We start from the raw sequence: 23,751 nt of genomic DNA on the forward strand, positions 1-23,751 counted from the left end.
GGCAACACCTGTGTCAGACACGTTGAAACCGACCAAGATCTCCCGCGAGGGTGTCATTCTGATCAAGAGCTTCGAGGGTTTCCGCCCTCGGGCGATCCAGCGCGACGACGGCCGCTGGATGATCGGTTATGGCCATACGGCGTCCGCCCGCGAGGGGCTGACCGTTTCGGAAGTCGATGCTGAACTGCTGTTGCAGTACGACCTGCTGCCTGTCGTCAAGGCGATCGACGAAGTCCAGGCGCCGCTGAACCAGCACCAGTACGACGCCCTCGCCAGTTTCGTCTTCTCCATCGGGGTGGATCGCTTCCGCTCCTCCGAGGTCTTGAGGCGACTGAACGCGGGTGAGACCCAGGCTGCGGCCGAAGCCCTGGCCGCCTGGATCGACGACGGCGGCCCCTTGTCGCCCCCGCGTCGCCGCGCGACCGAACGGGCCCTGTTCGTCGCCAATCCGGACGCCCCGGTCTCCCTTGCCGATCTGCTGTCCGCTCCCCTGCCCCCGGCGACGGCGACGATCTTGGAGACGACGGAGGCGGCCGGTTCGACCGGTTTCGACGCGGTCGATGTCGCGCCTTTTCCGGCCCATGACGCGTCGGAGCCCATGACGTGGGAAAGCGCAATATCCGCCCTGCTGAACGAGTCGGATCTCAAGCAAGCGGATGAAGAGGTCGACGAAGGTCCCGATCAGGCGTCTCATCCTGCAGACGACGCCGCGGACGCACCTGCGAGCCAGGACGCCGAAACCCCCATGGCGAACGGCGAAGCTCAACCGGTGGAAGCCGAGCCGGTGACGACGGTCGAACCTTTGGTCGATGCGGGCAAGCCGTGCGCAGACTCCGCCTCGCCCCCTGCCGAATCCTCTGTTGCGCTTCTTCTGGACGAGCCGGCCGTCGAGGCGGAACCCGAAGAGGCCAGGGCCGTGCCTAGGCCTGCCGAATCTTCAGATGGTGAGGCGGAAACAAGCGAGCCCCCGGTCGAGGCCGACGCAGGAGAATTCGTCGCTCCGGCCCTCGAACAGCCCACAGCGTCGGACGAACCCGAGCCTGCCTCATCGGAGCCGGCTTCAGCGTCCCCTGCCGCCCGCCCGGCGCCCAGCGCGGCCGTCTTCTATTCTCCCTACGCGATTCGGGTGACCGGACCGCTCGCCCTCCTCTCCTCGCCCCCCCCGTCGCCCCCGGCGGCCTCCGCCTCAGCCGTCCCGGCGGCGCTGACGCCCGTCCCGCTTGAGACCCTTGCCGCAGAAGCGGAGCCGGCGAACGACGACGGCGTGAGCCTTCCGGAGGAGGCTGTGGCGGCGCCGGCCGCCGAGGCGGAAGCGGCCTCCGTCGATCAGCCCGCCTTCGAGCCGTCCAACGCCCCGAGCCCCACGCCGACCCTGGCATCCGCCGATGCGCCCGACGTGGAGGAACAGACGGTTCAGGTGCCCATGTTCTTGATCGCCCCGACCGAGCCGCCCGCCGAGCCGGACAGCGAGCAGGCGTCGGCGGGGCGTTTGGAGGCCGCTCCGCCTCCCCACGCCGCGACCGATGCGACGGGATTCACCGACCTCGATCAGACCGCCCTGTTCGACGCGGAGGTCCAACCGGAGGACGGCCTGCATCCGTCGATCGACCAGGAGGCGACGCCCGACAAACGGTTCGACTGGAGCGAAACCGCGACCTTCCTGGTGATGGGCGGCATAGGCATGCTGGCCTTCGGCGCGGCCATGGCGGCCTTCCGACAGGCGTCGAACTCGACGGGGGGCGAGACCGCCGTCATCGGCTGGGTTCTGGCGATCATCGCCTTGGCCTGCGTCGGGGTGTCGGGCTACAATCTGTTTCAGCGCTGGGGCCGCCCGACGGATCCGACGGCCTGACGGACGGAATCGTCACAGGCTGAAACGGACAGGTCGTCCTGCGCTTTGCGAAAGGCCGTGCGCGATGCTACGCCCAAGGGCATGAGCATTCCCTTCGCACCCCAATCCATGGAATTCGGCCTCGGCGAGAACGCGGACGCCATTCGCGACACCACCGCGCGCTGGGCGGCGGATCGCCTGGCGCCCCTGGCCGCCGAGATCGACGAAACGAACAGCTTCCGCCGCGAACTCTGGCCCGAGATGGGCGAACTGGGCCTGCACGGCATCACGGTCGAGGAAGAGTTCGGCGGCCTTGGCCTGGGCTATCTGGAACATGTGGTGGCGATGGAGGAGGTGTCGCGCGCCTCGGCCTCGATCGGCCTCAGCTACGGCGCCCACTCCAATCTGTGCGTCAACCAGATCCGCCGCTGGGGCACGCCTGAGCAGAAACAGAAATATCTGCCCAAGCTGATCAGCGGCGAACACGTCGGATCGCTCGCCATGTCCGAAGCCGGTTCCGGCTCGGACGTCATGTCCATGCGCACCCGGGCCGAAAAGCGGGGCGACCGGTACGTCCTGAACGGGACCAAGTTCTGGATCACCAACGCCCCCCACGCCGAGACCCTGGTGGTCTACGCCCGCACGGGCGACGGCAACGGCGGGATCACCGCCTTCCTGATCGAAAAAGGCATGAAGGGATTCAGCGTCTCCAAGAAGCTGGACAAGATGGGCATGCGCGGCTCCGACACCGCCGAACTGGTGTTCGAGGACTGCGAGGTTCCCGAGGAGAACGTCATGGGCCCGGTCGGCGGCGGCGCCGGCGTCCTGATGAGCGGCCTGGATTATGAGCGCGCGGTGCTCGCCGCCGGCCCCTTGGGCATCATGCAGGCCGCCCTGGACGTGGTCCTGCCCTATGTCCGCGACCGCAAACAGTTCGGCAAGCCGATCGGCAGCTTCCAGCTGATGCAGGGCAAGGTGGCCGACATGTACGTCGCCCTGAACAGCGCCCGGGCCTATGTCTATTCGGTCGCCCGCGCCTGCGACGCAGGCCTCACCACCCGCTATGACGCCGCGGGCGCCATTCTGCTGGCGTCCGAAAACGCCGTGAAGGTCACGCTTGAGGCGGTTCAGGCCCTGGGCGGCGCGGGCTACACCAAGGAGTGGCCGGTCGAACGTCTGGTCCGGGACGCCAAACTCTATGACATCGGCGCCGGCACCAACGAGATCCGTCGCTTCCTCATCGGTCGGGAACTGCTGGGCGGCTGACGGCTTCTTCCGGACGGAAGGAGACCCCCATGCCCGCAAAATCCGCAGCCCAGCAGAAGGCCGCCGGCGCCGCCCTGTCGGCCAAGCGCGGCGACACGCCCAGGTCGGAGCTGAAGGGCGCGTCCAAGTCCATGGCCGAGTCCATGACGGAAAAACAGCTGGAAGACTTCGCCCACACCAAACGCAAGGGCAAACCCGAACACGCGACCAAGAAATAGCCGTTCGGCGCGATTCTTCGGCATTGTTGCCGTTCCGTAAGTGGCGGTGAAACCTCTGTGCGCCTAAATGGCGACCTCCTTTCGCCGAGCCCGCCGCTGATGCCCGCCCAAGACAAGCCGAACGACGACCTGCGGCTCTTCTCCGACGTGATCGAGGAACTGGGCGAAGGCGACGCCCCCAAACTGAAGCTGGAAGAGCTGGTCGCCGCTTTCGGCGAACGGGGCTTCGGGGCCATGATACTGATCCTGTCGATGCTGGCCCTGCTGCCGTGGCCGCCGGGCGGCAAGGCGGTGTTCGCCGTGCCCATCATTCTGATGTCGCTGGAACTGGCCTTTCAGCGCAGTTCGATCTGGCTGCCGCGCTGGGCGCTGCGCACCTCCATCAGCCGCCCCGCCTATCGCGCGGGGGTGTCGCGGATCATGAAGACGGTGCGCTATGTCGAAAACCTGACCCAGCCGCGCCTTCCCCTTCTGACCGGTGAAGTCGCCGATACCGTCACCGGCCTCGTCTGCGTCCTGCTGGCGCTGATCATGGCCCTGCCGATTCCGTTCGGAGACGCCCTGCCGGGCATAGCCCTTGTCTTCTTCGCCTTGGGCATGATGCAGAGGGACGGTGTGGCCATTCTTCTGGGCGCTCTGGCGACCGGCGCCTGCGGCCTCTACCTGTTCCTCATCTGGCACACGGTGTCAGAGATCGCCCATCACGCGGCCGGATGGTTCTCGGGCGTTCTGCCCTGAACGACAAAAGGGCCGCCGCGTCGCCGCGACGGCCCTTCATTGTCTGACCGCGAACGGCCGGACCGCAACTCAGCCCGAAAGGATCAGGCCAGGCCTCCAACGAGGACCAGGGTCGCGGCCACCGCACGCGATTGATGACAATGAGACACTGGATCACCTCCTTTCGACTGTTGAACAGGGACTCGAAAGGTAAGACGCCTCAAGGCTTTGCGCCAATAGGCTTCGCGATTTCGTGAAGTCAGCCGTCAGGCCGCCTGCTGCGCGCCCGGCGCCAGGCCCTGCATCATCATGCGATTGATGTCGATCAGATCCTCGAACGACTCCTCTCCGCGCATGACCAGTGAAGAGTGGCGATTGACGAACAGGCTCAGCGAGATGATCTGGGCGCGCACGGCCTGAGGCAGGGCATTGGCGGAATCGCCGCAGTCCGCCGCCAGGGCCGACCAAAGACGGCGATTCCAATCCAAGGCGTCAATCCGGGTGGCCAGATCACGCTCATCAGACTTGGACGCCTGGACCAGGGCGCGCGTGACCTGACCGAACAGGCGGTATTCCAGGTCGCGCGGCGTCTCAGCCCGCGTCGCCGCCGCTGCGTACGCCTGAAGCGACATTGAGCACCTTCTCTTCGTAATCGACAATCTTACGGGCGGCCATCAAGGCCTTATAGTATTCGCGTTGCAGCACATAGCGCGAGGCGGCGACACATTCGGCCAAGACGTCCGGGTTCTTGGTCGCCCCCATGAATTCGGTGATGCGGAGGGCCATCTCGTCGTAGAATTTCGACGCCGACGCCTCGTCCAGATACATCATCATGATCGGGAAATAGATGCGGCGCGCAGGGGTCGTGACCTCATCGGCCTGCATGATGTCCTTTTCACGCAAAACACTGGCGCGGTTTTGCAGGATGAGAACGCCGCGACGGTCGCCGTTTTGAACCACCGCGCCGTTCAACACGAATTTTTCGCCGGGTTTCAACGACAGTTTCAAAGCCATTGACGACCGAACTCCTTCAGCAGGTCGGAACCGATCGAAGATGGACCGCCCCTAACGATTCGAAACCTTAAAGGCTGAGGGTTAATCATCCCTTGTTCCCAGCCTGCGCGGAACACCTGCCTCGGGGCGACGTTTCGTCACCAGACAGGAGGCGACCATGCCCGACATGGACTATCAGGACGATCAGGGACAGGCCGAGGTCTTTGACGAAACCCATCTGGACGATGAAGGCGAAGGCGACCTTCTACTGGATGAGGCTGAGCAAATTCTGGACGTGACCCAGGCCGACGGCGACGCCGATGAAGAACCGTTCGACGAGGACGATCTGGATATCGACGATCAACTGGCCTTGGACGGGATCGAGCGGGAGGCGGACGCCCTGCTCGGCATGGACGGCGAGAAAATCAATCAGTCCGACGCCGACAGCAATGATCTGGCGGCCGAGGACGAGATCGAACTGGTCTACTCCGGCCTGATGGAAAACGACCGCGGCGCCCAGGCCAGCGCCGCCCACTGGGAGTCGCGCCGCCTCGACGACGACGACCTCGAACAACTCGGCTACGCGCCGGACGAACCCCGGACGCAAAAGCCTTAAAGGAGCAGACATGCACGAAACACGCGCAAAGGATGACGCCTCTACCGACGTCCCCCACGCCAAACGAGTGGAACCCCGACAAGGCAAGCCGGACCAGTTGGAACCCCGCCTAAAGCCGGACGAAGGCCGGGAGGAAGCGCTGGTCGACGAAAGCATTGAGGAGACCTTCCCCGCCAGTGACCCCATCTCGCCCAAACACATCACCTGATCGCTGTTCACGCGACTGATGATCGGCTAACCCGCTTCGTGACATCCACGGAGCGGGTTTTTCATGAGCCGGTTTGAAGGCACTGATCGCTACATCGCGACGGCGGACCTCAAGGTCGCCGTCAATGCGGCCGTGGCCTTGGAACGTCCGCTGCTGATCAAGGGCGAACCGGGAACGGGCAAGACCGTGCTGGCCTATGAGGTCGCCAAGGCCTTCGATGCGCCCCTGATCACCTGGCACGTCAAATCGACCACCAAGGCCCATAACGGAGTCTATGAGTACGACGCCGTCAGCCGGCTGCGCGACAGCCAGCTCGGCGAGGCGCGGGTTCATGACGTCCGCAACTATCTGAAGAAGGGCAAGTTGTGGGAGGCTTTCACATCCCCGGCGCGCCCGGTCCTGCTGATCGACGAGATCGACAAGGCGGACATCGAATTCCCCAACGACCTGTTGCAGGAACTCGACCGGATGGAGTTCTACGTTCAGGAGATCGACGAGACGATCCGCGCCGAGGTCCGGCCCATCGTCATCATCACCTCGAACAATGAAAAGGAGCTGCCGGACGCCTTCCTGCGCCGCTGCTTCTTCCACTATATCCGCTTTCCCGACGCCGAGACCCTGGCGGCCATCGTCGACGTCCATTTTCCGGGCATCAAGCCGCGCCTGGTCTCGGAGGCGTTGAAGACCTTCTACGAGATCCGCGACACGCCCGGCCTGAAGAAGAAGCCCTCCACCTCCGAACTGCTGGATTGGCTGAAGCTGCTGCTGGTCGAAGACATTGACGCGGAAACCCTGCGCGAAAAGACGCCCAACAAGCTGATCCCGCCCCTGCACGGCGCCCTGCTCAAGAACGAGCAGGACATTCACCTGTTCGAACGCCTGGCCTTCCTGGGCCGCAGAGACGGCGCGCGCCCGGGCGGCTGAGCGGCATTACCGCGATTTCACTGGACCACTCTCTTCGATGGCTCAAAAATAGAGACCATGAGCGTTACACTCCCGTATCGTTTGCTGACCGCCGGCGTGGCGATCGTCGGGCTCGGTGCAGGCCTGGTCGCCTGTGACGGCGAAAACGCGGTTCGGATCACCAAGACCACGACGACCAGCGCCTCCAATGACGTGGAGCCCGGCGTGCTCAAGGTCGTCGAAGGTCTGAAATGCCCCGAAACGCTGGGCGTGCTGACGCGCAAGGGCTTTGCAGACCCCGGCGGGGCCGCCTGCACCTACGGCGGCCCCCGCGGCGCCGAGGTGGTGCTCTATCTGGTCAAGCTTGAAGATCGGTCCGCCGAGGACGTGCTGCGCGAATACGAACGCCGCGTCTCGTCGGACATGCCCCAGGCGGCGGTGCGTATCGACGCCCGCCAGACGGAAAACGGAGCGGAAGAGGCCACTGTCGCCGCGCCCGGCGTGAACATCCAGGCCAAGGGCGATGACGCCTCGGTCAAGCTTCCGGGGCTTCAGATCGAGACCCGGGGCGACAGCGCGAGCGTTCGCATCGCGGGCATCAACATCCAGTCCAAGGACGGCGAAGGCGTCCGCACCGAAAAGAGCAGCGTCAAGATCGACTCTAACGGCGAAACCACCCAGATTCGCACCCAGGCGCCAGGGGACGCCACGCGGGCCAGCTTCATCCTGGCGGACGACGACGTGCCGGCGGGCGCATGGCGTCAGGTCGGCTTCGAGGCGCGTGGGCCCGCCGGCGGCCCGCTCGTCATCGCCACGGTTCGCTCCAAGTCACGGCACGACCGGGTGTTCGAAGCGGCCAAGGATCTGGTCGCCCTGAACGTCGGAGACTGAAATCCACGCCGAAAACAAGCGCCGACGGCCGGACGCCTTGATCCTGACGGCGCTTTGCGTCACCTGACCAGCCCACCAGCGAGCAGGATCGACGATTTGGCCGAGCGCCCCAAGAAGAAGACCGAAGTCCGCGCCTGGCAGCGCATGCTGTCGGGCCGACGCCTGGATCTGCTCGACCCCTCTCCTTTTGACATTGAGATCGAGGACATCGCCCACGGCCTGGCCCGGGTTGCGCGGTGGAACGGCCAGACCATCGGCGAGCACGCTTTTTCGGTGGCCCAGCACAGCGTCGTGGTCGAGGAGATCGCCGCCCACATCAAGCCGGGGCTCGATCCCAAATGGCGCCTCGCCGCTCTGCTGCACGACGCCTCCGAATATGTCATCGGCGACATGATCTCGCCGTTCAAGGCGGCCCTGGGATCCGGCTACAAGGACTTCGAGGCGCGGCTGGAAGCCGCCATCCACGTCCGCTACGGCCTGCCGCCCAAGACGCCCCAAACGATCAAGACCCTGATCAAGAAGGCGGACAAGGCCTGCGCCTATTTCGAGGCGACGCAGTTGGCGGGTTTCAGCGAGAAGGAATCGCTCGGCTTCTTCGGCGCGCCGCCGCCCGGATACAGCCTGACCATAGAGCCACTGCCGGCCTCTCTCGCCCAGGCGCGCTATCTGGAGCGGTATCAGGTGCTGGCCAAGGCCGTGGGCCTTCTGCCCGCCGACGACGCCTGGCACACGGAATAGAGCTGTGACCGGGCCGACGGATCAGGGCGTGCGAATCGGTCTGTCGGCCGTCGTCATGACGCTGAAGGACCGTCGGGCCGTGGTCCTGACCACCCAGACGGAAGACGGCGTCCGCGCCCTGCCGTTCGGGCCTTTCGACCCGGCGCGGGACCGCACCTTTGAGCGCGCGCTGCGCGACTTCGTCACCGATCAGACGGGGTTCCGGCTCGGCTTCGTCGAACAGCTCTACACCTTCGGCGACGCGGGCCGCGCCTCGCCCCGCGCAGCGCCCGGCCCCGACCAGATGCGCGAGGTGTCGGTCGGCTATCTGGCCCTGACCTCGGAAGCCGCCGCTCCGCCGGCCCATGACGCCCAATGGACTCCCGTCTTCGACATCTTCCCTTGGGAGGATCGGCGTTGCGGCCGATCGACTCTGCACGGCTCGGTGATAGACGCCCTTCTCCGCTGGGCCGGGGCGGATGAACGACGCCTGGGCCGCGCCCGGGCCCTTTTCGCTCTGACGCCGGATCATCGCTGGAACGAGGAGCGCGTTCTGGAGCGCTATGAACTTCTTTATGAGGCGCGCCTGGTTGCGGAGGCTTGGCGCGACGCCCGACAGACGCCGCACGACGTCCCGCCCCTCCCCGGCGCCGTCATGGGCTCCGACCACCGGCGCATTCTCGCCACGGGCCTTGGTCGGCTGCGCAGCAAGCTGAAGTATCGGCCCGTCCTGTTCGACCTGACGCCCGAGGCCTTCACCCTTTCCGAGCTTCAGGCGGCCGCCGAGGCCGTCTCCGGCCTCACCCTGCACAAGCAGACCTTCCGCCGCGCCGTGGAACGCGCGGGCCTGGTCGAGCCCCCCGGCCGGATGTCGTCGGCCACGGGCGGCCGCCCCGCCGAGCTGTTTCGATTCAAGGGTCTGGCCCCGGAAACCGGCGCCGCGCCCGGCCTGTCGCTGCCGGCGCAAAGATAGGTTCGGATTTCTTTCACAGACAGCTTGCGGCGCCGCCGCTCTGCCATTAGAGAAGCCGCTCGCTCGACCAAGCGACTGATGCGCCGCGGAGAGGTGGCAGAGTGGTCGAATGTACCGCACTCGAAATGCGGCGTGCCTGGAAGGGTACCGTGGGTTCGAATCCCACCCTCTCCGCCATCATCCTGCTGTCCCGAGGCGAGGCGGGCCCCGCCTCACCGAACCGAAGAACTGCATTCGAACACTGCATGTTTCGGAGCCCTGCGCCCAGGGAGCCGCCGGTCTTTCGACCGGCGGGGCTGCCCCTATTGCGGCAGGCTGGCCCGCGCCAGCGCCGCCTGGACCTCGGCGCGCGCGGCCTCCATGTCGCGGCGGAAGACGTCCGAGCGTTGTTCCGCGCCGTAAATGACCATGCCTGACAATATGCCGGCCTCGACGGCGCTGTAGCTGTGAGAACCGCAGATGTAACGGCTCTCGGCGAAAGCGCGGCCGCGGGCGTAGAGGGCGTCGGCGCGCTGGGGCGCCAGTTCCGCCAGGATCATGGCCACGTGAGCGCCGTGGGCCGAATGGCCGGACGGATAGTCGGGGTTGCCCGCCAGATGTTCGGTCTTGGCTTCGCAGATCGGCTGGTCCGTGCCGATGTAGGGCCGTTTCGTTCCCCAGTGGGTCTTGGCGTCGCCGACCACGGACCGGTCCTCGCCCGCCCGATCCAGCAAGGCGGTCAGAACCGGCGCGGTCTCTGGCGTCAGCCGCATCCCCAGGGCCTCTGCGAAGTCATCATAGATTTCGCCCGACACGTCCGAGGTCGCCAGCGCCCAACGCGGCGTGCCCTGCAGGGCGCGCGTCTCACGGAACACGCCCTGGTCGGCGACGGCGCGAGGCGAGCCCGGTTCGGGCGGCGGAGCCAGCACCTGGGTCAGATCCGGTCTTTCCGCCGGAGTCAGATAGCCCCGCTCCGTCCCTTCGTCGGTCAGCTCCACGGCGAGCCCGTCGCACCGCTTTTCAGTCCGCAGCAGATTGCAGACAGCCGCCGCGCCCCCGGTCAGCCGCACCTGATAGGCGGGGAAGCGCGGATCCGGCGTCATATAGTCGGTAGACACATACTGCGCCCCGCTGGCGAAGGCGGCGCTGCGCCGAGTCACGTCCCCCGTTCGCGCTTCCAGAGTGTCGGCGTCGGCGCGGGTGCGGACAATGAAGCCGGCGCGGACGGCCGTCTGGATGCGCCCCTGCTCGGCCACTGGATCGTTCAGGGTCAGATAGGCGGCGGCGGGCGAGGTCTCATCGGTGTTGACGAAGAAGACCCGGCCTTCCAGCGAGCGCCGCGCGCCGCGATAGGCGGCGACCTTCTCGGGCCCTTCGTCCAGGGCGAAGAAGACCTTGCCGCGCGCTTCGCCCAGCCTCGGCCAGCCTCCGGCTAAAACCCCTTCACGCAGGGTGGCGTGCCGCCCCTGGACCCGGTCGGGCGTGATCAGGTGATCGGCGTCGAACACCGACCGCACCTCGGCGTCCAGGGCGTCCCAGGCGGCGGCGTCGAAATCCAACGGCGTCGTTCCGCCGGGCATGGAGGGCCCGCCCGTCTTGGCGTTCAGCATGATCAGAATGGGCGCGTGGTCCGGATGGGCGCGCGACCAATCGCGGATCTCCGCCAGACAGGCCACGAAGGTCAGGCAGGTGCTGCGGAAATCGACGTCGGGCATGTGCAGGGTCTTGAAGCCCGGCCGGGCCATGGCTTCCGCGAAGGCCGCGCTTACCGGCGCGCCCTGTCCCGGCCGTCCCAGGGCCGACAGGGGATGGGCGTAGCGCCCGCCCTGCGGATCGTTCAGCACGTCGATCTCGATCTGGCGCGCCCCGGCGTCCAGCTGTTCCGTCAGGGGGCGATGCGAATAGTCCAGAGCCACGGCTCCGGGATTGACGGCGATCATGGCCTGAAGTTCGGCGACCGGGATCGGCAGCTTGTAGCTGTTGTGGGCGCCCACCGCCGTCAGATCGTTCATGCCCAGATTGCGATCCATCCAGGCCGGAGCGCAGGGGTCGCCGCCGGCTGTGCGCACGTCGGCTGCGGTCAGGTCGCAGGCCGGCGCCGTGCCCGCCAGAGCGGAGCCGGCCATCAGGGCCGCCATCAGATTGAGCATCGAAAATCCTCGGAAGTCACAAGCAGAAGGGAAAAGGGATCACAGGGACCAACGCAGGCTGGCGGTCAGGCTGGGGCCGACGCGGCCCAGCTGGAGCAAGCGCCGCGTGTCGTATTCGTAGGCGAGGTCGGTCGTATCGGTCAGGTTGGAGGCGGCGACGACCAGGGTGCCGCCGGACCCGATCTCGAACGAGGCCTGAGCGTCCAGATAGCCGGCGGGGCCGACGGTGAAGTCGGCCACCCCTCCCCCCTGCATGTCCGCCTCGGACCGGAAGGCGGACCGCCATGACCAGGACAGGCCGATCGCGACCGGCCCTCGTTCGAAGAAGGGATTGATGGAATAGGCGATGCGCGAAACCCCCGCCAGACTGCGTCCCCCGGGCCCGTGGCCGTCGGTGAAGGTCCCGCTGGCCCATAGTCCGAAGCCGGAGGGAAGCCGGCGATGGAGCCCCACCTCCACGCCCCGGCTGACGGCGCGCCCCAGATTGGCGGGCCGCGACATCATCACCTCGGCCCGCACCAGGGGACCGGCGCGGGTCTCGAACACCAGCATCTCGGGCGCCTCCACCAGGCCGATGAAGTCATCGATGCTCTTGTGGAAGACGGCGAGGCTGAGCGCGCCCTGCGGAAAGCTCCACTCAAACGAGGCGTCGAGATTGGTCGCCATGTAGGGGCTGAGATCCGGGTTCCCGCCGACCCCGGTGAAGATCGAGCCGGGCGACGGGGCGTCGATCTCCGCCTGTCCGCGCTCGTAGATGTTGGAGACGAGGGAGCTGGCGGGCACGGTCGCCAGACGCAGATCCGCCAGCGACGGCCGCGTCATCGTCCGCGACGCCGCGAGCCGCAGTCGCCGACCCTGATCAAGATCGAAGGCGATGTTGAAACTGGGCAGCAGGGCGGTGTCGGTCCCGACCTTGGAGACCGGACGAATGACGGCGCCGCCGCTCTCGCCGGCGTTGAGAAAGGCGCCGTCCACCACCGTGCACGTCGTCACAAGACGAAGACCCAGATTGCCCGAGAACGGTGCGCCGCCCGCCTCTCCTTTGAAGTCCGTTCGTGCATAAAGAGCCCCGACCCGCTCCCCGACGCGATAGGAGTTCTGCAGATCAGCCCCCGTGGGAGCCAGCGCGTCGGGCCCGACCGCCAGTTCCTCGCTTTCCCTGGGGATTCGAAAGGCCTGCTGAAAGCGGTCGAAGTCGGCGGCGATCCAGGACCCCGGATGCCGTTCGATCAGGGAATCGAACACGTCGTCGGCCACGCGGAACCCGAGAAAATCGGGGGTGACCACGGCGCCCGGCCGAAGCGCGGCCTCGCGGTCGCGTCTCTGGTAATCGCGGGACCGGTCGCTGATCTGTGCGCCGAAGGCGATTTCGGTCAGGACCGTCCTGCCCAGATCGACGGACACAGGACGCCGCAGATCGAGGAGGCCCGTCAGGTCCTCGTCGACGGATTCGATGGCGCGCACGCCCAGACGCTTGAAGGCGAAACTCGCGGGGTCGGTCAGGTCCAGATCGGTCGCAAGCAGGGCCGCCTCGCGGTCGCTCGCCGCTCTGCTGACGTCGAATGCGTAGGACGGGGTTCCGATGGCCCGAGAAGATATCCGCTCCAGCGGCGTATCCAGCCTGGACCGCGCGCGCGACAGGCTGAAGCGCGGCGTCAGGCTCCAGTTGCCCAGCACCAGGTCCGCCAGGGCCGACACCACGATGTTCAGGTGGGCCTGTTCCGAAAACTCCGTGTTGTTGTCGATCGTGCCCGCCTGGATGGAAGCGGCCGTCACCACCCCGTCCGTGATAGAGGCCTTGGCGCCGGGCGTCTCCAGCAGCGCCCCGACCCCATAGGCGATCCGGTCCTCGCGAATGGTGTTGTCGAAGGTGGAGACGAGGCTGTCGAACCGAAGCCTGAGCGAAGGCGAGGCCCGCCACTCTCCGCCCAGAAAGAGGCTGCGCCTCAGCCGATCCTCGTGCTCGACCGTCGTCCTCACATCGCTGGGGGCGACCGCCGGCTGCCCTTCGAGGACCACCGGCGTATAGCGACCGACCTGAAAGCGGTCGTAGAGGACCGAGCGTCCCTCCTGGGACAGGCCGCCCACCACACCCCAGGCGCCGTCTTCGGACACGAACCGGCCCGCGAGGGAGACGTCCGTTTCCGGCCGGCCCGTTCGCGCCTCGACGGAGGCGCCCGCCCTGAGGCTCAGGAAAGGATCGCCGTCCAGTCCGCCGATCGTCTCGATGTCGATGTTGGAGCCGATCCCGCCCTCGATCAGATCGGGCGTCGTCGACTTGGTCAGTTGCGCCCCCGCCAGGAGATCGGCCGACAGGGCGCGGAACCGGAACTGCCGACCGCTCTGGGTCGAGTTGCGGATGTTCTCGTTGAAGGCGACCGGCGCTCCGTTCAGGGTCACCGACTGGAACAGCGGCCCCAGCCCCCGAACGCTGACGAACTGCCCCTCGCCCACCTCGCGTTCGATGGCCACGCCGGGGACCCGCTGCAAGGCCTCGGCCAGATTCGCGGCCGGAAGTTCGCCGATCCGGGTCGCGGACGCGCTGTCCAGGATGACGTCCGCCGCCGCCTTGCGTCGCAAGGATTCCTCGATCTGCTCCGACAGCCGCCCCACGACCGTGATCGACTCCAGCTCTGCGGTGGGAACGGCCGGGATCTCGGCGGGCTTTTGGGCTTCCATCCAGACCCGCAGGCCCCGGTCGCCGATGAAACGGTGCCGCAAGCCGGTGCCTTGGAGCATCTGGTCTGCCGCGGCGCGCCAGGACATTTGCCCGCGAACCGCTCGCGTGCGCCGCGCCTCGCCCGTGGGCGTCAGAAAGGCCAGGTCACAGCCCGCCGAAACACAGAGCTGCACCAGGGCGCGACGCGCGTCCTGGGCGGGGATGTCGAAAACCTGCGCCCGCTCCTGCGCCCGGGCGGCCGGGGCCCAGCCGCCGAGGGCGACGATCGCCAGAGCGGCGGCGGCGACGCCTCCCCGTAGCGCATCGAACGGCGTCGATCGTGCGGGCGGTTTCAAGCGAACGTCGCCTTGAGACAGGATAGCGAACAACGAAGACGCAACGCTTAGCGCGCTTGCGTGACAGCTCTGCGATAGACCTATTCGGCGCGGATCAGGACCCGGCCGTCTTCGCCACGTTCGATCGAGATCGGCAACAGGGCGTCCAGCCGGTCGATCAGTTTCGCCTCGTCCGTCAGGGGCAAAACCGCCGTCACGCGCATCTCGGCGAGGGCGGGGTCGGCGATCACCAGAGGCGCGCCTGCGTAGCGCCCCGCCTCTTCGACCACGACCGACAGGGGCGCATCGTGGAAGACCAGTCTGCGCTCGCGCCAGGCGGTGGCCGCCTCGACGTCGACCCGACGAAGGCTGATCCGGTTGACGCCCCGTTTGAAGACGGCCTGCTGCCCCGGCGCCAGGGCGACGGCGCGCTCCATCGCACGCGCGCGGCCGACGTCCGTCCGCCCTACGGCGACCCGACCCTCCAGCAGAGACACCTCCGCCTGACCCTTCCTCAGCGCCGCCGCGAACCGCGTCCCCGTCACGATGACGTAGCGATCCTCGACAGAGACCTGGAAGGGTCGTTCGACATTGTGGGCGACGTCGAAATAGGCGGCGCCCTGCATCAGGGTCACGCGGCGGGCGTCGCGGCCATAGGCGACCTGGATCCGCGTGTCGGAATCCAGGGTGACGCGCGACCCGTCTTCCAGCGTCACATCCGTGATCTCGCCCGGCGCGCTGGCGTAAACACGACCGGCCGCGACGGCGGGCTCCTGCCCCGCGCCGGGCAGGACCAGAGCGACGGCGGCCACCGCCGCCACCGCGCCTGTCGCCAGGCCGCCGGCGATCAGCATACGTCTCTGGGACACGACATTCCGTCGCCCCCGAAGACGCGCCAGATCGGCCGCAAAGACATCGCCCAACGGCGACAGTTCCGCCACCCCCCTCTTCGCGGCCTCGTACTGGTCCAGATGAGCCTCGTCCGCCTCCAGCCATTCGAGGAAGGCCGCCTGGTCGCGTGCGGAGACGTCCGGCCGTCGCATGCGCGCCAGCCAGGCTTCGGCGGTCAGCGGCCGACGATCAAACAGGGATGTCAGGCGCTGGATCATGCGCAAACAGAACGCTCCGGGACGCGGCGGGGGGATGGGGCGCCGACGCCTTCAAGACTCACAACGACAGTTTCAGCGAACCCCTCAGCCATCGCGTGAAATCTTCAGCTGACGGAGAGCTTCGGCAATGTGTTTTTCGACCATGCTGACCGACACGCCCAGACGTTTGGCGATCTGGACGTAGGTCTGGTCCTCGAACCGGTGCAATAGAAAGGCGTCTCGGGTTCGCGGCGGCAGGGCGCGGATGACGCGGGCGGCCGCAGCCAGATTCTCTCGGCCGATCAGCTGCTGGTCGGCGGCAGGCGCCTCGCTCGCCACGGCGCGCGGCGAAGCGTCGAGGGCGTGGATGTCGTCCGTGCCCCGAACCCCCGTCCGACCAGCGGCCTTCCACCGATCCGCCTGAAGGTTTCGGGCGATGACGAACAACAGGGGGCGGGCGTCCGGCCCCGTCAGATCGTGGCCCGCGCGGTGGAAACGCGTGAAGGCTTCCTGGGCCACGTCCTCCGCGTCCTCGGCCGACAGGCCGCGGCGCTGGACATAGGCCATGAGATCGCGCCGCAGGCCGGCGAAGACCTGATCAAGCGACATGGTCGCCCCGCTCACCTGGACACTCAGACGCGACTAAGCGAAGACGCCCCCTCCTCGCGGAAGGGGCGTCGCGCCGGCCTCTGTCCCGCCGGGTTGGGCCGGGGAAGGCGAAGGACGACGTCGGTCGCCCCCCGCTTTCGACATGAGGTTCGCTTGTGGGAATGGATCAGAACTCCATCCGCAGGCCGAAGTTGATACGGCGTCCCGACTTTTCGTACATGGTCGGGAAGGAGGGATCCATCGTGTATCCCTTGGTCGCCTCGTCCGTGACGTTGATGCCTTCCACATTGAGCTGGAGGCTGTCGGTCACGCGATAGCTGGCCGACAGATCGACCTGGCCATAGCCCTCGCGCGTGATCGGGTACATCTCATAGCCGATGGCTTCGACATACTCGTCCTTGTAGTTGTAGGAGGCGCGGGCCTGCAGCTTGTCGTTCTCGTAGAACAGGGTGACGTTGTAGGTGTTGTCGGCCAGACCAATGGGCGGCGTCGGGATGTCCAGGGTCGACGAGCCGGTCAGCGAGCTGTCCAGCACCGTGTAGTTGGCGTTGATCCCGAAGCCTTCCAGCGGTGAGAAGAACTGGCCGAAGGGCACGACGGCGACCAGCTCCACGCCGCTGACCTCGTAGGAGCCGGGCTCGTTGATCGGCTGATAGACGTCGAAGGTGTAGACGCCGTCGATCGAGCCGTTGGCGTTGTACTTGGTGACGTTCGGCACCGTGCCCGTCAGGGCCTGACGCACCACGCCCTCGATCTCCTTCCAGAAGTAGGAGACCGCCAGCAGGCCGCCGTCGCCCAGATACTGTTCCAGACCGGCTTCCCACTGTTTGGCGTAGGTCGGCTTCAGGTTGGGGTTGCCGTCGGTGAAGCGGAACGAGTTCCAGCTGGCCGTGCGCTTGTAGGCCAGGTCCGTCAGGGCCGGACGGATCAGGGTCTCGGATGCTGCGGCGCGGAAGATCAGGCTGTCGGTCAGGTCGGCAGTGATGTTCAGGCTGGGCAGGACCTTGTCGTAGCTGCCGTCGCTGGACACCGGCTCCGGCGTATAGGTGGTGCCGCCGGTCGGCGTTTGAATCTGGTGATAGCCCGAAGAGGTGATCGAGGTGTCGATGTAGCGGGCGCCGCCGTTGACGGCGACCGGCACCGGTCCCAGGTCGAACTCCAGGTCAGCCATGGCGTAGGCGGCCAGAACCTCTTCCGTCACCTCGTAGTAGTCGCCGACGTTGAACGGAGTGAAGAAGCCGTCATAGCGGAAGGTGCGACGGGCGTAGTCGTTCGAGACCTGGCTCCAGTTCAGGTCGCGGATGCTGTAGTCGCCGCCGGGCACCAGAACGCCGATCGGCGTCAGTTCGCTCTGCGACATCGGGCGCCCCACATAGTCGACCTTGCCTGCGCCGGAGCCTTGGATGTTCAGCGAACCGTACTGACGCTCCTTGGACTTGTCCGTGTAGCGCGCGCCGACCTGGACGCTCTTCAGCGCCGGGAAGAAGCTGAAGTCGAGGTACTGGGTGAAGTCGATCTGGGCGGCGTACTTGTCGTCGTTGATCTCTTCGTAGGTGGTCTCATACGCCTCGAACAGATAGCGCGAGGGCGAGTTGTACATGTCGATCGAGGCCGGGTTGGCGCTCTGGATCGTCTCGCCGCCTTCGGCCGTCCAACGCGTCCGCGACGGCGCATAGGCCACGTGCTTCAGATTGGCGTAGTCCAGGGTCTTCTCGGCGCCGGAATAGCCGGCGATGGCGTGCAGTTTCCAGCTGTCGCCGCTCCAGTTCAGTTCGGTTCCAAACTGCTGGTAGTCGGTTTCGTTGACACGCTCCTTGCTGAGCATCTCGTGCTGGGTCGCGGTGTAGGAGACGTCGCGCAGCACCACCATGCCGTAGTCGGCCAGGGTGGTCTTGTCGAACTCGTGGATGGTCTCCAGGGTCGAGCGGCTGGAGGCCGAATAGGCCGCCGCATCATACTCGTCCTCGGTCGTGTCGTAACTGCCGACCATGGCGTCGAAGGCCAGGCTGAAGTTCGACGACGGGCGATACTGCAGAGAGACGGTGCCGCCCCACTGATCCTGGGTGTTCAGATAGGCGCGGTCGCCGACCTTGTCCTGGAAGATGATCCGGTTGGTGACATTGGTGTCGGACCGGTTCGGAATGGCGATGCCGGCGTCTCGCAGCAGAACCGCCGCCGCCTGGGTCCCCCGGGCGCCGGTCGAGGTCGCCAGGAAGCGCGACATCGGGCGGAAGTTGATGCCCGATTCCGAGTCGGTGCGGTTGGTGCGGCGGGCCGTCGAGAAGGACACCAGGGCCCCGAAGTCGCCCCAGGTGTCGCTGGCCAGGAAGGCGATCTTGGGATCGATCTCTTCGGAGATGGAGTTGTAGGCGCCCTCCACCGAACCGACGACCCGGCGACCGGCGTAATCGAACGGACGGGCGGTCGAGATATTGACCGAACCGGCGATGCCGCCTTCTTCATCGGCGGCGCGCGGCGACTTCTGGACCGTCACCTGCTGGATGATTTCCGAGGCGAAGATGTCGAACTCGACGTCACGACCGCCGCTGCCCGAGGCGGTGGCCAGGCCGTTGATGCTGACGAAGGTGAAATCGCTGGGCAGGCCGCGCACGTTGACGCGCTGGCCCAGGCCGCGGTTGCGTTCGATGGTGACACCTGGGATGCGCTGCAGTGCCTCGGCCAGGTTCTGTTCGGGGAAGTTGGCGACGTCGGTGGCGACGATGGAGTCCGAGAAGCCGACCGTCTTGCGCTTGATGTCGACCGCCTCTTCAAGGCTGCGGCGATAGGAGCCGGTGACGACGATCTCGTCCAGAGTGGCTGTGGCCTGGCTCGCGACGGCGGCCGGTTCGGCGGTCTGCGCCAAGGCGACGAACGGCGTTGCAGCGACCACGGCGAAGGCCGTCGTGCCCAGAATTCGGTTCTTCATGTGAGTAGCCCCCAGTGAGTTCTAGGCGCTTCAACGACGGGCTCTCAGGCCCCCTCAATGTGTGACAGGCCTTTTCATTCAAACTTCACGGCCCTGTCGCGTTCGACCTTCTCACACAAGCAAAACGGCCCGCAGGCGCAACCTGCGGGCCGTCGTCCGATTCTGGCGAAGGGACGAGTTCAGCCGCCGAAACTGCGCCCCCCGCCGCCGAAGCCGCCGCGCGAGACGACCGTGGTCCGGCTCTGTACCCGCGTCGGCGCCTGCTTCACGACATCTCCGTTGTCGCGCGTCGTCACCATCCTACCGGTCCGGTAGTCGCGATAGGCATAGCCGCCGCCGTATCCGTTCACATAGCGGTCCTCGCGATCCCGATACAGCGGACCCCCGCCATAGTATCGCCCGCCGTCCAGCATCTGGCCGATGACGAAGCCGGCCAGCAGCGGGGTGAAGAAGGATCCCCCGCCCTGATTGTTCGGCTGGCACTGCGATGGGCCCCATTGGCCCTCGCACTCCTCGCGCGTGGCGTAGCGTGGAGCAGTCCGCGCCGCATCCTCCTGCGCCTTGGCCAGGGCAGCGTCGCACTGGGCGTCGGGTATGACGTCGGCGGTCCGACACTCATCCAGCGAGGCATAGACCAGCGCCGGCTCGGCCTCGGCCCGCGGGGCTGGAACGTCCGGAGAATCGCAGGCCGCCAGCGTAAAGCCGGCCGTGGCCATCAGGCTTCCGATGTGCAGGACACGCGACCGCTTCAGCCGTCGCATCGTCCTTGTCGGGGGCAGATCGCCCGATCCATTGTTGTGGTCGGTCATGGCGGTCACGAGGTCATGCAGGCGGCGTTTAGCAGGCCGACACAGATCGAGATGGAGGCCAGATAGACAGCCGCCGCGATCTCGCCCGCCTCGATCCGGGCCACCAGATTGCGGAAGGCCAGGCGGCTGATGGTGACGAAGACCACGATCTGGATCACCCCGGCCAGCAGGGCCCAGGCGGCGAACTCGGCCAGGCTGACCGTATGGGACAGGGCCGAGGCCAGCGGCAGGACATAGCCGATCAGGGCGCCGCCCAACGCAATGGCGGCGGCCGTATTGCCCTGCCGGATCAGCGTATGCTCGTGGTACGGCGTGACCCACTGGTAGAGCAGCTTGAACGCCAGGGTGAAGCCGCCCGCTACGGCGAAGGCGATCAGAAAGGCGATCGCACCTTGCTGAAACAGGAACCAGTCGAACATTCGGTCTTCCCCTCTTTAAACACGCCCTCAGGCGCGGAATTCGGCCATTTCCAGCGGAATGCCGATCATGATCTCGTGCGTCGTCTCGCCGCCCTCGGGCTGCTGCTCCAGGGCGATCATCAGTTCGCGCCCGCCCGCCAGTTCGCGTGTATAAAGCATGCAGGTCTGGAAGATCTTGGCGTAGGGCTTCGTCGCGGCGCGGTCGTCCCAGATGGTCTCCCACAGGGTGACCGGCGGCTGGATCGCGTCGCTCTCGGAGAACCAGAACCGCGGATAGTCGGGCAGGTCCTCGGCCGCCCCGTGGAAGACCGGCGCCGACAGCCGGTCGCGCCAGACCCGCCGTTCCCGCTCTCCCGGCGGATAGGCCGAGGTCCAGGGCACAAACAGACTGAAGTCATAGTTCTCCAGCCCCGCCTCGTCGTCACTCATGGCCTGAAGCATGACGTGGTCGTCGGTGTAGAAGCGATGGACGAACTGGCCGCTTTCCAGGCTGATCAGCCCCTGGGCCGAAATGTCGAGCACGTCGCGGTCCAGGGCGAAACGGGTCTCTTCGCCCAGCCGCCGCCAGGCCAACGGGTCCAGCGACACGGTCCGACCCACGGTGATGTTGCGCACCGCCGCCAGCTTCGATGCGGGCTCAGCCTTGTTCGACGATCCGAAGAGTTTCTTGAACATGGCGACTATCTAGGCCCCATGGACGCCAAGGGCGAGCCTCGGACGCAAGAGCGACGGAACGAAGCGGTTCATACGCGCAACCTCAGCCCGATCTTGCATCATGTCAAGCGTTCATGTTACACGTTTCATGTAACGCCATGCCCAGCCGCACCCCGCACTCTTCCGCCGCCAACGACCGCATTCGCGCGTGGCGACAGGCGCGCCGGGAAGCGGGCCTCGTCAAGCTGGAGCTCTGGGTGCCGGAGGCCGCGCGCGACGACGTCAAGGCCGCCGTCCGCGCCATCGTCACGGACTCCACCCGCGGCCCGGAGCTTGCCGGGCGCCGCCGGATCCCCACTTCCGATTCCTTCACCCCTGGAGACGACCATCAGATGGACGCCGTGATCGAAACCCCCTGGACCGTGCCCGCCATCAAGGCGGCGCTGGACCAGTCCCCCCTGGTGCGCGAGGGCGAAATGACCCTGCGCGTGCTGGAGGGGGCGGACCCCGTACTGCTGGCCACCATGCATGAATATGGCGACCTGCCGGTCTATCTCAGCGTCGGGGGCGCCCAGATCGTCTGTTCGGTCCTGCTGTGGCCGGTGTCGGAACAGACCGATCGCCATGCCTTCAACGAGTTTCTCCTGAAGGCCCAGCGGGTGGTGCCCCTGTCGAACTTCGCCATCACCAACGTCGGCGGCGAGGACGTGTATGAGTTGATGGGCGAGCTGTCGTGCAAGACGACGCTCCAGACCATACTGATCGAACTGCGCACCCTGGCCGAGAATGCGATCGACGCCACCGAACTGCGCGAAACCTTCGGCGCCGAAGCCGCCTGATCCGAAAGACCCGACCATGTCCATGCTCAGAAAACTCTCCGCCCTGTTCCGCGGCACGGCCCATGATGCGGCCCAGGGCGTCGTCGACGCCAACGCCCTGAAGATTCTCGATCAGGAAATCCGCGACGCCGACAACGCCCAGGGCAAGGCGCGCGACGACCTGGCCGGCCTGGTGGCGCGTCGCCGCATGGCCGAAAACGAGATGGCCAGCTTCCGCGACCAGATCGCCAAGTACGAAAGCTCGGCCCGCACCGCCCTGGCTCAGGGCAAGACCGACCTGGCCCGCGAGGTCGCCGCCCGCATCGCCGAGCTGGAGGTCGAGATCACCAGCCGCGGCCCGTTGATCGAGGACATGAAGACGGCCGAGACGCGTCTGCGCACGGCCATCGCCGCCACCGACCAGAAGATCGAGACGCTCCGTCGCGAGATCGACATCGTCAAGGTCAATGACTCAGTCCAGCGAGCCCAGACCTCGGTCGCCCTGAACTCGGCCGGCGCCCATTCGCGCATCGGCTCGGCGGCGGACAGCCTGCAACGGATCAAGCAGCGCCAGGCCATCCAGGAAGAAAAGCTGAACGCCAGCCAGGCCCTGGAAGATCGCCGCACCGGCGCCGATCTGGACGCCAAGCTGCGCGAGGCCGGCATCCTGCCCGGTCATTCGTCGGCCGACGATGTCCTGGCCCGCCTCAGCCAGCCGGAAGTGACCGTGGTCACCCCCCGCATCGGCCAGGCCACACCCGACAAGGACCCGGCCTGATCCATGGAGCGTCTGCGGTTCGATCCCCGCCCCGACTGGGAAGCCACGGCCGAGCGCCTGGGCTTCACCTGGCGCCACATCAACGGCGAGATCTACTGGGACGAGACGGCGGCCTACGCCTTCTCCATGGAAGAGGTCGAGGACGGGATCGAGGCGCCGACCGCCGAACTGCACGGCCTCTGCCTGGAGCTGGTGGAGGAGGCCGTCCAGTCCGAGCGGCTGATGGAGCAGTTGGATATCCCCGAGCCCATGCGGGACTATGTGGCCGCCAGCTGGACGCGCGGGGATCCGTCCCTCTACGGCCGCTTCGACTTCGCCTACGACGGCCGGGGTCCGGCCAAGCTTTACGAGTACAACGCCGACACCCCGACGAGCGTCTACGAGACGGCCGCCTTCCAGTGGCTGTGGCTGGAGGATCAGATCCGGGCCGGCGTCCTGCCCGCCGACGCCGACCAGTTCAACAGCCTCAGTGAAAAGCTGATCACGCGGTTCCGCACCATTTTCCCGAACGGCGGCTTCGTCCACTTCAGTTCCGACGCCGACTTTGTGGAAGACCGCCAGACGGTGCGCTTCCTCGAAGACCTGGCCCAGCAGGCCGGGCTTGAGCCCCAGTTCGTCGCCATCGACCAGATCGGCCTGAACGCCGACGGCCGGTTCGTCGATCACGAGAACTGGATCATCCAGGCGATGTTCAAGCTGTATCCCTGGGAGCAGATGCTGCGCGACGACTACGCCGCCCCCCTGCCGACCGCCGATGTCCGGGTGCTTGAACCCGCCTGGAAGAGCATCCTGTCCAACAAGGCCATCCTGCCCCTGCTTTGGGAACGCCACAAAGGCCACCCCAATCTGCTGGAGGCCTATTTCGAGGGCGATCCGGGGCAGGCTACTCTCGGGAATTCCTACGTCCGCAAGCCCCTGTTCTCGCGCGAGGGCGCCAATGTCGAACTGATCGACCGGGGCGTCAGCGCGGAAGCAGTCGTGGACGGCGGCTACGGCCAGGGCGGTTTCATCCGTCAGGCCCTGCACGACACCCCCCGGTTCGACGACGCCCATGTCATCGTCGGCTCCTGGGTGGTCGGCGACGAGCCGGCGGGCATGAGCCTGCGCGAGGACGCGGGCCGGATCACCCGCGACACCTCACGCTTTGTCCCGCACTTCATCCGTGACTGAGGCTCAATCGAAAACAGCGATCGG

The 23,751-nt window shown here is 66.6% G+C and carries 23 protein-coding genes and 1 tRNA gene; 14 read left to right on the plus strand and 10 right to left on the minus strand.

Annotated elements, in window-relative coordinates; all coding sequences use genetic code 11:
* Window positions 1-10: 10 nt before the first annotated feature.
* The 4 genes from JMT67_RS04515 (at window position 11) to JMT67_RS04530 (ending at window position 4,053) form a co-directional block, all read left to right on the plus strand.
* Entirely contained in the window at window positions 11-1,852 is a 1,842-nt protein-coding gene (locus JMT67_RS04515) for a lysozyme (RefSeq protein WP_201462793.1), read from the plus strand.
* 81 nt (window positions 1,853-1,933) lie between these two features.
* Window positions 1,934-3,097 (plus strand): isovaleryl-CoA dehydrogenase, encoded by a 1,164-nt coding sequence (locus tag JMT67_RS04520; RefSeq protein WP_201462794.1) that lies wholly within the window; start codon window positions 1,934-1,936, stop codon window positions 3,095-3,097.
* Window positions 3,098-3,126: 29 nt separating this feature from the next.
* Window positions 3,127-3,315, plus strand: coding sequence for a DUF3008 family protein (locus tag JMT67_RS04525; RefSeq protein WP_201462795.1), 189 nt, complete (start codon window positions 3,127-3,129; stop codon window positions 3,313-3,315).
* 99 nt (window positions 3,316-3,414) lie between these two features.
* Window positions 3,415-4,053 (plus strand): exopolysaccharide biosynthesis protein, encoded by a 639-nt coding sequence (locus JMT67_RS04530; protein ID WP_201462796.1) that lies wholly within the window; start codon window positions 3,415-3,417, stop codon window positions 4,051-4,053.
* 245 nt (window positions 4,054-4,298) lie between these two features.
* On the opposite strand, the gene flaF is transcribed toward JMT67_RS04530, so the two are convergent.
* Together flaF and flbT are read right to left on the minus strand one after the other, a co-directional pair.
* Window positions 4,299-4,664: a flagellar biosynthesis regulator FlaF gene (flaF, locus tag JMT67_RS04535; RefSeq protein ID WP_152950573.1), complete on the minus strand. Its 366-nt coding sequence runs from the start codon at window positions 4,662-4,664 to the stop codon at window positions 4,299-4,301.
* Window positions 4,624-5,046: a flagellar biosynthesis repressor FlbT gene (flbT, locus tag JMT67_RS04540; RefSeq protein ID WP_152950574.1), complete on the minus strand. Its 423-nt coding sequence runs from the start codon at window positions 5,044-5,046 to the stop codon at window positions 4,624-4,626. Before flbT ends, flaF begins: the two co-directional genes overlap by 41 nt.
* 157 nt (window positions 5,047-5,203) lie before the next feature.
* Here flbT and JMT67_RS04545 point away from each other — a divergent pair, with 157 nt between their 5' ends.
* The 7 genes from JMT67_RS04545 (at window position 5,204) to JMT67_RS04575 (ending at window position 9,510) form a co-directional block, all read left to right on the plus strand.
* Entirely contained in the window at window positions 5,204-5,641 is a 438-nt protein-coding gene (locus JMT67_RS04545; protein WP_183217068.1) for a hypothetical protein, read from the plus strand.
* A gap of 10 nt (window positions 5,642-5,651) precedes the next feature.
* Entirely contained in the window at window positions 5,652-5,849 is a 198-nt protein-coding gene (locus JMT67_RS04550) for a hypothetical protein (protein WP_182713472.1), read from the plus strand.
* A 63-nt stretch (window positions 5,850-5,912) separates the two neighbouring features.
* Window positions 5,913-6,773, plus strand: a complete 861-nt coding sequence (locus tag JMT67_RS04555) for an AAA family ATPase (RefSeq protein WP_201462797.1) — start codon at window positions 5,913-5,915, stop codon at window positions 6,771-6,773.
* 57 nt (window positions 6,774-6,830) lie between these two features.
* The gene (locus JMT67_RS04560) at window positions 6,831-7,643 is read left to right on the plus strand and encodes a methyltransferase type 11 (RefSeq protein WP_191554124.1); all 813 of its coding nucleotides are present in this window, start codon (window positions 6,831-6,833) and stop codon (window positions 7,641-7,643) included.
* Between the two features lie 144 nt (window positions 7,644-7,787).
* A complete protein-coding gene (locus tag JMT67_RS04565) occupies window positions 7,788-8,381 on the plus strand; it encodes a YfbR-like 5'-deoxynucleotidase (RefSeq protein ID WP_054766983.1) in 594 nt (197 codons plus the stop codon).
* A gap of 4 nt (window positions 8,382-8,385) precedes the next feature.
* Window positions 8,386-9,333 (plus strand): NUDIX hydrolase, encoded by a 948-nt coding sequence (locus JMT67_RS04570; protein WP_201462798.1) that lies wholly within the window; start codon window positions 8,386-8,388, stop codon window positions 9,331-9,333.
* A gap of 87 nt (window positions 9,334-9,420) precedes the next feature.
* Window positions 9,421-9,510 (plus strand) — tRNA-Ser (locus tag JMT67_RS04575).
* A gap of 125 nt (window positions 9,511-9,635) precedes the next feature.
* Here the strand turns inward: JMT67_RS04575 and JMT67_RS04580 are convergent.
* The 8 genes from JMT67_RS04580 to JMT67_RS04615 all read right to left on the minus strand — a co-directional run bounded on the left by JMT67_RS04580 (window position 9,636) and on the right by JMT67_RS04615 (window position 20,982).
* Window positions 9,636-11,462, minus strand: a complete 1,827-nt coding sequence (locus JMT67_RS04580) for a Ca2+-dependent phosphoinositide-specific phospholipase C (RefSeq protein WP_201462799.1) — start codon at window positions 11,460-11,462, stop codon at window positions 9,636-9,638.
* Between the two features lie 39 nt (window positions 11,463-11,501).
* Window positions 11,502-14,477, minus strand: coding sequence for a TonB-dependent receptor (locus JMT67_RS04585; RefSeq protein WP_233455795.1), 2,976 nt, complete (start codon window positions 14,475-14,477; stop codon window positions 11,502-11,504).
* An 80-nt stretch (window positions 14,478-14,557) separates the two neighbouring features.
* Window positions 14,558-15,565 carry a FecR family protein gene (locus JMT67_RS04590; protein WP_201462800.1) on the minus strand — a complete coding sequence of 336 codons (1,008 nt, stop codon included), beginning with the start codon at window positions 15,563-15,565 and terminating at the stop codon, window positions 14,558-14,560.
* Between the two features lie 84 nt (window positions 15,566-15,649).
* Complete coding sequence (locus JMT67_RS04595) at window positions 15,650-16,168, minus strand: RNA polymerase sigma factor (RefSeq protein WP_224760962.1); 519 nt, start codon at window positions 16,166-16,168, stop codon at window positions 15,650-15,652.
* A 151-nt stretch (window positions 16,169-16,319) separates the two neighbouring features.
* Entirely contained in the window at window positions 16,320-19,079 is a 2,760-nt protein-coding gene (locus JMT67_RS04600) for a TonB-dependent receptor (protein WP_201462801.1), read from the minus strand.
* A gap of 179 nt (window positions 19,080-19,258) precedes the next feature.
* Complete coding sequence (locus JMT67_RS04605; protein ID WP_233455796.1) at window positions 19,259-19,888, minus strand: DUF1190 domain-containing protein; 630 nt, start codon at window positions 19,886-19,888, stop codon at window positions 19,259-19,261.
* A 5-nt stretch (window positions 19,889-19,893) separates the two neighbouring features.
* On the minus strand, window positions 19,894-20,307 hold the full coding sequence (locus JMT67_RS04610) for a DUF350 domain-containing protein (protein ID WP_182713479.1): 414 nt from the start codon (window positions 20,305-20,307) through the stop codon (window positions 19,894-19,896).
* Between the two features lie 27 nt (window positions 20,308-20,334).
* On the minus strand, window positions 20,335-20,982 hold the full coding sequence (locus JMT67_RS04615; protein ID WP_182713480.1) for a DUF2491 family protein: 648 nt from the start codon (window positions 20,980-20,982) through the stop codon (window positions 20,335-20,337).
* A gap of 113 nt (window positions 20,983-21,095) precedes the next feature.
* Here JMT67_RS04615 and JMT67_RS04620 point away from each other — a divergent pair, with 113 nt between their 5' ends.
* Genes JMT67_RS04620 through JMT67_RS04630 form a run of 3 tightly spaced genes read left to right on the plus strand, consistent with a single transcriptional unit; the run spans window position 21,096 to window position 23,727 of the window.
* Window positions 21,096-21,800 carry a YjfI family protein gene (locus JMT67_RS04620; RefSeq protein ID WP_325100314.1) on the plus strand — a complete coding sequence of 235 codons (705 nt, stop codon included), beginning with the start codon at window positions 21,096-21,098 and terminating at the stop codon, window positions 21,798-21,800.
* 16 nt (window positions 21,801-21,816) lie between these two features.
* Window positions 21,817-22,557, plus strand: coding sequence for a PspA/IM30 family protein (locus JMT67_RS04625; protein WP_201462802.1), 741 nt, complete (start codon window positions 21,817-21,819; stop codon window positions 22,555-22,557).
* Between the two features lie 3 nt (window positions 22,558-22,560).
* Window positions 22,561-23,727, plus strand: a complete 1,167-nt coding sequence (locus tag JMT67_RS04630) for a glutathionylspermidine synthase family protein (RefSeq protein WP_201462803.1) — start codon at window positions 22,561-22,563, stop codon at window positions 23,725-23,727.
* Window positions 23,728-23,751 lie beyond the last annotated feature (24 nt).

Source organism: Brevundimonas aurantiaca (assembly GCF_904830995.1).
GTDB lineage: Bacteria > Pseudomonadota > Alphaproteobacteria > Caulobacterales > Caulobacteraceae > Brevundimonas > Brevundimonas aurantiaca.